General features: G+C 66.1%; 7 protein-coding genes and 1 pseudogene. 3 read left to right on the top strand and 5 right to left on the bottom strand.

Annotation, left to right across the window (positions count from 1 at the left end; translation table 11 throughout):
• Window positions 1–417: 417 nt before the first annotated feature.
• Together AC01FP_RS15500 and AC01FP_RS15495 are read right to left on the bottom strand one after the other, a co-directional pair.
• On the bottom strand, window positions 418–624 hold the full coding sequence (locus tag AC01FP_RS15500) for a hypothetical protein (protein WP_474481574.1): 207 nt from the start codon (window positions 622–624) through the stop codon (window positions 418–420).
• Window positions 625–628: 4 nt separating this feature from the next.
• Window positions 629–778 carry a hypothetical protein gene (locus AC01FP_RS15495; RefSeq protein WP_474481573.1) on the bottom strand — a complete coding sequence of 50 codons (150 nt, stop codon included), beginning with the start codon at window positions 776–778 and terminating at the stop codon, window positions 629–631.
• Between the two features lie 292 nt (window positions 779–1,070).
• Here AC01FP_RS15495 and AC01FP_RS15490 point away from each other — a divergent pair.
• Window positions 1,071–1,326 (top strand): annotated as a pseudogene (locus AC01FP_RS15490) (NAD-dependent epimerase/dehydratase family protein); the annotation flags it as partial.
• 145 nt (window positions 1,327–1,471) lie between these two features.
• The gene (locus AC01FP_RS15485; protein WP_474481572.1) at window positions 1,472–1,621 is read left to right on the top strand and encodes a hypothetical protein; all 150 of its coding nucleotides are present in this window, start codon (window positions 1,472–1,474) and stop codon (window positions 1,619–1,621) included.
• 131 nt (window positions 1,622–1,752) lie between these two features.
• Here AC01FP_RS15485 and AC01FP_RS15480 read toward each other — a convergent pair whose 3' ends face one another.
• On the bottom strand, window positions 1,753–2,853 hold the full coding sequence (locus AC01FP_RS15480) for a DUF1501 domain-containing protein (protein WP_474481571.1): 1,101 nt from the start codon (window positions 2,851–2,853) through the stop codon (window positions 1,753–1,755).
• A gap of 7 nt (window positions 2,854–2,860) precedes the next feature.
• Window positions 2,861–4,054, bottom strand: coding sequence for a DUF1800 family protein (locus tag AC01FP_RS15475; RefSeq protein WP_474481570.1), 1,194 nt, complete (start codon window positions 4,052–4,054; stop codon window positions 2,861–2,863).
• On the opposite strand from AC01FP_RS15475, the gene AC01FP_RS15470 reads away from it, so the two are divergent.
• On the top strand, window positions 4,019–4,828 hold the full coding sequence (locus AC01FP_RS15470) for a DUF2887 domain-containing protein (RefSeq protein ID WP_474481569.1): 810 nt from the start codon (window positions 4,019–4,021) through the stop codon (window positions 4,826–4,828). The genes AC01FP_RS15475 and AC01FP_RS15470 overlap by 36 nt on opposite strands.
• A gap of 156 nt (window positions 4,829–4,984) precedes the next feature.
• On the opposite strand, the gene AC01FP_RS15465 is transcribed toward AC01FP_RS15470, so the two are convergent.
• On the bottom strand, window positions 4,985–6,092 hold a 1,108-nt coding region (locus AC01FP_RS15465), incomplete at its 5' end, for a DUF1800 family protein (protein ID WP_474481568.1).

Here is a 6,092-nt window from a genome sequence, read left to right as displayed (position 1 = left end):
GTCAACAGCTGCTGCTGGATCCCTGGTGGCAGCGAATAATAAGAACTTGAGCGGCAAGGTTACAAAAGTATCAAAATTGCACATGTTGATCAATTAAACTGGTCCCGACTGAGGGGAAACTGGACAGGCAGGACCTGGGAAAATAGCAAGAGCTCTTGATTCTATAAAGGTTGTAAAAAGTTAAAGACGGTTCTAAAGATCTTCCTGGCAGTCACCGACAAGGATTTATATATGTCTTGGAGCGCCCAGTTCCGGGTCGTTCCAATACAGCAAGCGCTCGCTATCCTTGGTTGCTTGATGTCAACTAAGGTTGCTCGGTGTCAACTAGATATTCGGGTCGTGCTGCTTGGGTTAGCTAAAGCTACTTGGGATCTCAATTAGCATTTGCGCCAGCAGACTCCTGGCTGCTTGTGGCACTCAGCCACCCCGCCTCTCCAGCAGCCTGAACGGCTGGAAGCTCACACTGATGCCGAACTCCTCGGCAAATTCCAGCACCCGACACCAGGCCCGGTTCTCGCGCAGGATGCCGCGCAGGATCACCGGCGCGTTGCCGCTCTGCAACGTCATCTCGAACAACGGCCAACCCACAGCCGGCTGCACCTGGTCTTCGCGAAAGGTGGGCACTACATCAAAGCTCCCCGTCGCGGGCGCTGATACCGGTGTCACGGCGGACGCGAGCCAGCCCCTGCTGTAGGGGGTGGCGGCCCAGTGCAGATAGATCGTGGCGGACATAGTTGGCACGCAGGCTGTAGCGCAACAGCACAGGCATTGTGGTCATCTGCCCTCGCCCCTGCCATAAATTCTTCTCAGGCCGGAAGTATTTAGGGCATCCAGTTCATTTGCTGCTGCGGCTGATCGGCGACTCTCGCAAGGTACTGCGCAAATCTTCAAGAGCCTTCGCAATACATGGGTCGACGATGGCATCGCGATGTCTCTCTTTGGCCTAGGGCCGACTGCGTCTACAGCTGCTTCGTTCTCTGCTTTGAGCGCTCGATCGGGCCGTTGAGCGCGAGCTGCCGCCCAGGTGCTGACGGATAGTGGCGATCTGCTGCGGGCCCATAAGGCGGCCAGTGCTCACCAACTGCAGCAATAACTACGGCCCCTGGCAATTTGCCGAGAAGCTGCCCCCCTCTACGGCGATGGTGTAGGTGTGCGCGACTGGCTCTATGTGGAAGACCACGTGGATGCGCTGCTTCTGGCGGCCATGGGGAACGCACGAACAAAGAGGTGGTGGAAGTGATCTGCAGTGCTCTCGATGACCTGCTGACTGGTCACGACCGGCGGTACGCGATTGATCCAACCCGGATCGGCAACGAGCTGGGCTGGTATCTGGAGCGGCGTTGATCGGCGCCGATGCCTAGCCGCAGGCTGTGATGATCCGGGGAACCCCAGAAGTTCAGGTCTGACCCTCCGCAGGCCGACGCAGGGCAGCTGGTTGCGGCGGGAAGGCCAGTTGATGATGTGCGGCGCCGTGCCGTTGAGCACGGATCTCTCGGCGGTGAGCCGGGAACTTCGCTACCGGTACCGGTTGCTCCAGCGACCCCAAGGTGTGGTGGAGCAGTTGCGTGCTGGCGTTTCCCGCACAGAGCTGGACTACGCCGCGCTCTGCATCCCGGAGTGATTGTGCTGAGGGAGGCTGAACTCAGCGCAGCGCTGCAATGGGATCGCCTGAAATCAGCCCTGACTTTTGCCGAACAAGCTTGCAACGGCGATCTGTTACCTGCCATCCCGCCAGAACACGTCAACTGATCCTCAAACCCTCGCCACCTGCAGCACCTGCCGGTAGAGCGCAGGTGGGCTGATGCCAGGGATCAGGTCGCCGCGGTCGTCCAGCTGGCTGAGGCTGGGGTAACGGCCAAGCAAGCGATCGGGCAGCTGCTCGCCGAACACCAGGGCCACCGAAGCGCTGCCATGGTCGGTGCCGCGGGAGCCGTTTTCGCGCAGGCGGCGGCCAAATTCACTCACCACCAGCACGGTGACGGCCGGGCGGTTGGGCAGGCGCTCCAGGCCAGTGGCCAAGGCGGCCAGGGCGGCGGCAAGTTCGCTGAGCACGCGGCCGTGACGAGCCGCTTGGTGGGCGTGGGTGTCGTAGCCGCCCTGGGCGAGCTGGAGCACGGGAGGGCAGACGCCGCTGCCGATCAGGTGCAGGGCGAGGGCCACCTGCTGGCCGAGGCCGCTGCGGGGCAACTCCAGGCCAGGGGGCAGGGGCGCCAGCTCACGGCGCAGGCGCTGCAGCTGCTGCGCGCCGGCCTGCTCGAGGGCGAGCATCTGGCGCAGCACGGCATTGGCGCCGGCCTCTGCTGGATCAAAGCTGGCACCGGGGCGGCCGCGCAGTTCGGCGGGCGAGAGCTGCAGGGCCAGGGCCTCGCCCCCCTCCATGGCCGGGCAGCCAGCCGGGGCAAGGGCCAGCAGCGGACCTGGGTGCTGGCGCTGATCGAGGGCAGCCGCCAGCCAGCCCGTGCCTTCACCAGTGGGGGAAGCGGTGGCCCACTGATCGGCGGCCTTGAAGTGGCTGCGGTTGGGCCGAGGCCAGCCCACCCCGAGGGCAAAGGCCAGTCGCTGGCTCTGCCAGAGGGGCAGAAGCGGAGCGAGGGCGGGATGCAGCGCCAGGCCCGAGGCCAGGGGCAGGGCCTCGTCTCGATTGAGCGCCAGGGTGGGCCGGGCCTGGCGGTAGATGGGATTGGCGATCGGGGCCAGGGTGTTGAGGCCGTCGTTGCCGCCGCGCAGCTCCAGCAGCACCAGCACCGAGCGGCTGCGGGGCGAACCAGCCCCAACCGAACCCAAGCGTCCACCGGCGAAGGCAGCACCGGCGGAGCTGGCGAGCAAGAGCGAGAGCAGGGAGCGGCGCTTCATCTGATGGTTATGCCAGTTGCCACACGGGATCGGCAAACAGGGCTGAGAGATTGGAACGGGTGGGCGCGGCCGGCAGGGCGAGGCCCAGGGGCGGAATCGGCGTGAGGCTGGCCGGCAGTTCGGCGGGCAGCTGGGCGCTGGCCCACACCTCCTCATCGGCGAGCAGGGCCTGGAGGCTGCGGCGGCGGGCCTGCAGCCAGCGCAGATTGAGCCACTGGGCGTTGTGGGGCCAGCCCTTCACCGACGGCGGCTCGAAGGGCGCCTGGCCCATGGCGCGCAGGCTGATGGCCAGGGCATCGGGATGGCGACTGCCGAGCAGCCGCAGGCTGCGGGCCACCACCTCGATCGGATCGGCCAGGCGCAGGCCCTGCTGGCGGCTGCGGATTGCTTCCGGGCTGGACTCAATCGCCTGGAGCAACCAGGGGATGGCGAGCTGCTGCTGGCGCCAGCCGTTGACGAGTGACTCCAGCCTCGCGGGGGGCGGCGATGTGCCTACCCGCCTCAGCCAGAGGCGCGTGGTGATGTGGCGGGCGGTGGCGGGCTGCTGGGCCAGCCAGCCGGCCAGGCTGACCCCATCGAAGGCAGCAGTGCGACCGAGGATGGTTTTGGGGCCGGGATCATGGCGGCGGGGATCGAGCTCCAGCTGCCGATCGGCCGTAAGCCGGTAGCCGGTGAGGGCACGGGCCGCCTCTCGCACATCGCCTTCGCTGTAGTGGCCCTCTCCGAGGGAAAAGAGCTCCAGCAGCTCGCGGGCCAAGTTTTCGTTGGGGTTGCCGCGATGATTAGCCGGGCCATTGAGCGAAAGCTGCAGGGCCGGATCGCGCACCATCGCGGTGAGCAGGGCTGTGAAACTGCCGGCCTGGTGCTGGTGGATCGTGGCGATCTGCTGCTCAAGCAGCACGACATCGGGCAGCTGCTGCCAGCTCACCGGGAAGAAGCCAAGCCAGAGTTGGATGCGAGCTGCTTCTGCAGCAGAAATCGTGGCGTTGCCCCAGGCCAGGGTGGCCAGCCACTGGCTCTGCAGCGCCTGGGACCGCTCCCGCCGGCAGACGGAGCGCTGCTGCGGGGGAAGGGCAGAGCAGCTGATGGGAGGGCTGGGTGATGGATTCGCTTCCATCATCACCGCAACGCAGCAGACTGCCTCGGTTGCCCTCACTCCGGCCCCTTGGCGAGCGACAAGCTCTTCTATTTCCTGTTCCAAAGCAACCCGGATCTGATCCTGCGCTGGCTGGATGATCTGCCGGCTGATGCGGGCGGCTACAGCTTCTCGCCGCCGCCGCAGCGGCCTGATCTACCGGCGGTAGTGCTGGAAGCGCAGATGGCCCCTGATCCGGGGTTTCTACTGCGGCTCTATGCCGAAACCGGCCGCTTCCTGCAGCAGCAGGCCTGGAATGGTGACTGGCGCGTGGTGGTGATCTGCCCGCATCGCGGACTCCAGTTCGGTGCCCTTACACCCGTGCAGGAATTTGTGGAACGGCGGGTGCTGTGGGTGGAGCTGCAGCCCAGGGACGGCCAGGCGCCGATCACGCCCCTGGCCCGCGTGCTCAGCCTGTTGCTCGAGCCCGAAAGCGAGGTGCGCCGCATCAGCGACGCCCTGCACCAGCAGGCATTCACAGATCCCGTGGCAGCCGAGGTGCTGCCGTTGATATCGGCTATCTTGATCACACGGTTCCGCGACAAGAGCATCCCGGAGATCTGCGCCATGGGCGGCATCACCCTTGAGGACCTCAGCCAGAGCAAGGCTTACCAGGAAATCTTTGGCCTTGGTGAGGCGCGAGGCGAAGCCCGCGGAGAAGCCCGGGAAGCCGCCAAGGTGGCTCTGCGTCAGCTCAACCGCCGCTGCGGCCCCCTGAGCGAAGCCACCACTGCCAGCATCCAGGCGCTGCCGCTGGAGCAGCTTGAGGCCCTGGCTGAGGCGCTGCTGGATTTCAGCGGTCCCGACGACCTGGCCTCCTGGCTTGCCGCCAACGCCTGAGCTCACCCCAACCCCAACACCAGAGCCGGCACGGTTAGGACATAGAGGAGCGAAAGCGTACAGCCGTAGAGGAGGACATCAAGGAAGCGGTAGCTGCCGGGACCGAAGACCATCAGGTTGGTCTGATAGCCGATGGGGGAGATTGTCGTCGGACAGTCAGGCCTGCAGCCAGAGGCAACGCCTCGGCCGCAGGCAGCTCCAGCAGCACCAGCACGTAATGGGGCGGTGCCGGTGGCGGCGGCAGCAGAAAACAGGGCTGAGAGATTGGAACGGGTGGGCGCGGCGGGCAGGGCGAGGCCCAGGGGCGGAATCGGCGTGAGGCTGGCCGCTGGCCCACACCTCCTCATCGGCGAGCAGGGCCTGGAGGCTGCGGCGGCGGGCCTGCAGCCAGCGCAGATTCAGCCATTGGGCGTTGTGGGGCCAGCCCTTCACTGAAGGCGGCTCGAAGGGCGCCTGGCCCATGGCGCGCAGACCGCGCAGGCTGATGGCCAGGGCATCGGGATGGCGACTGCCGAGCAGCCGCAGGCTGCGGGCCACCACCTCGACCGGATCGGCCAGGCGCAGGCCCTGCTGGCGGCTGCGGTTCGCTTCCGGGCTGGCCTCAATCGCCTGGAGCAACCAGGGGATGGCGAGCTGCTGCTGGCGCCAGCCGTTGACGAGTGACTCCAGCCTCGCGGGGGGCGGCGATGTGCCTACCCGCCTCAGCCAGAGGCGCGTGGTGATGTGGCGGGCGGTGGCGGGCTGCTGGGCCAGCCAGCCGGCCAGGCTGACCCCATCGAAGGCAGCAGTGCGACCGAGGATGGTTTTGGGGCCGGGATCATGGCGGCGGGGATCGAGCTCCAGCTGCCGATCGGCCGTAAGCCGGTAGCCGGTGAGGGCACGGGCCGCCTCTCGCACATCGCCTTCGCTGTAGTGGCCCTCTCCGAGGGAAAAGAGCTCCAGCAGCTCGCGGGCCAAGTTTTCGTTGGGGTTGCCGCGATGATTAGCCGGGCCATTGAGCGAAAGCTGCAGGGCCGGATCGCGCACCATCGCGGTGAGCAGGGCTGTGAAACTGCCGGCCTGGTGCTGGTGGATCGTGGCGATCTGCTGCTCAAGCAGCACGACATCGGGCAGCTGCTGCCAGCTCACCGGGAAGAAGCCAAGCCAGAGATGGATCTCGGCGGCCTGTTCGGGCTGGGGCCCCCAGGCAGGGCTGCCTAAAAGTGTGATCAAGGAGCGCTCCCGGTGGTTTCCACCCCTCCCAGCGCCAGAATTCCCTTGATGT

Source organism: Cyanobium sp. NIVA-CYA 375 (assembly GCF_056108345.1).
The sequence above is the reverse complement of the archived record's forward strand: the minus strand, read 5'-3'. Positions and strand labels throughout refer to the sequence as shown.

Bases quoted from the DNA above. Each gene is read 5' to 3' on its own strand.
- AC01FP_RS15495 (WP_474481573.1), bottom strand. From the start codon at position 778: ATGACCACAATGCCTGTGCTGTTGCGCTACAGCCTGCGTGCCAACTAT.
- AC01FP_RS15480 (WP_474481571.1), bottom strand. From the start codon at position 2,853: ATGAAGCGCCGCTCCCTGCTCTCGCTCTTGCTCGCCAGCTCCGCCGGT.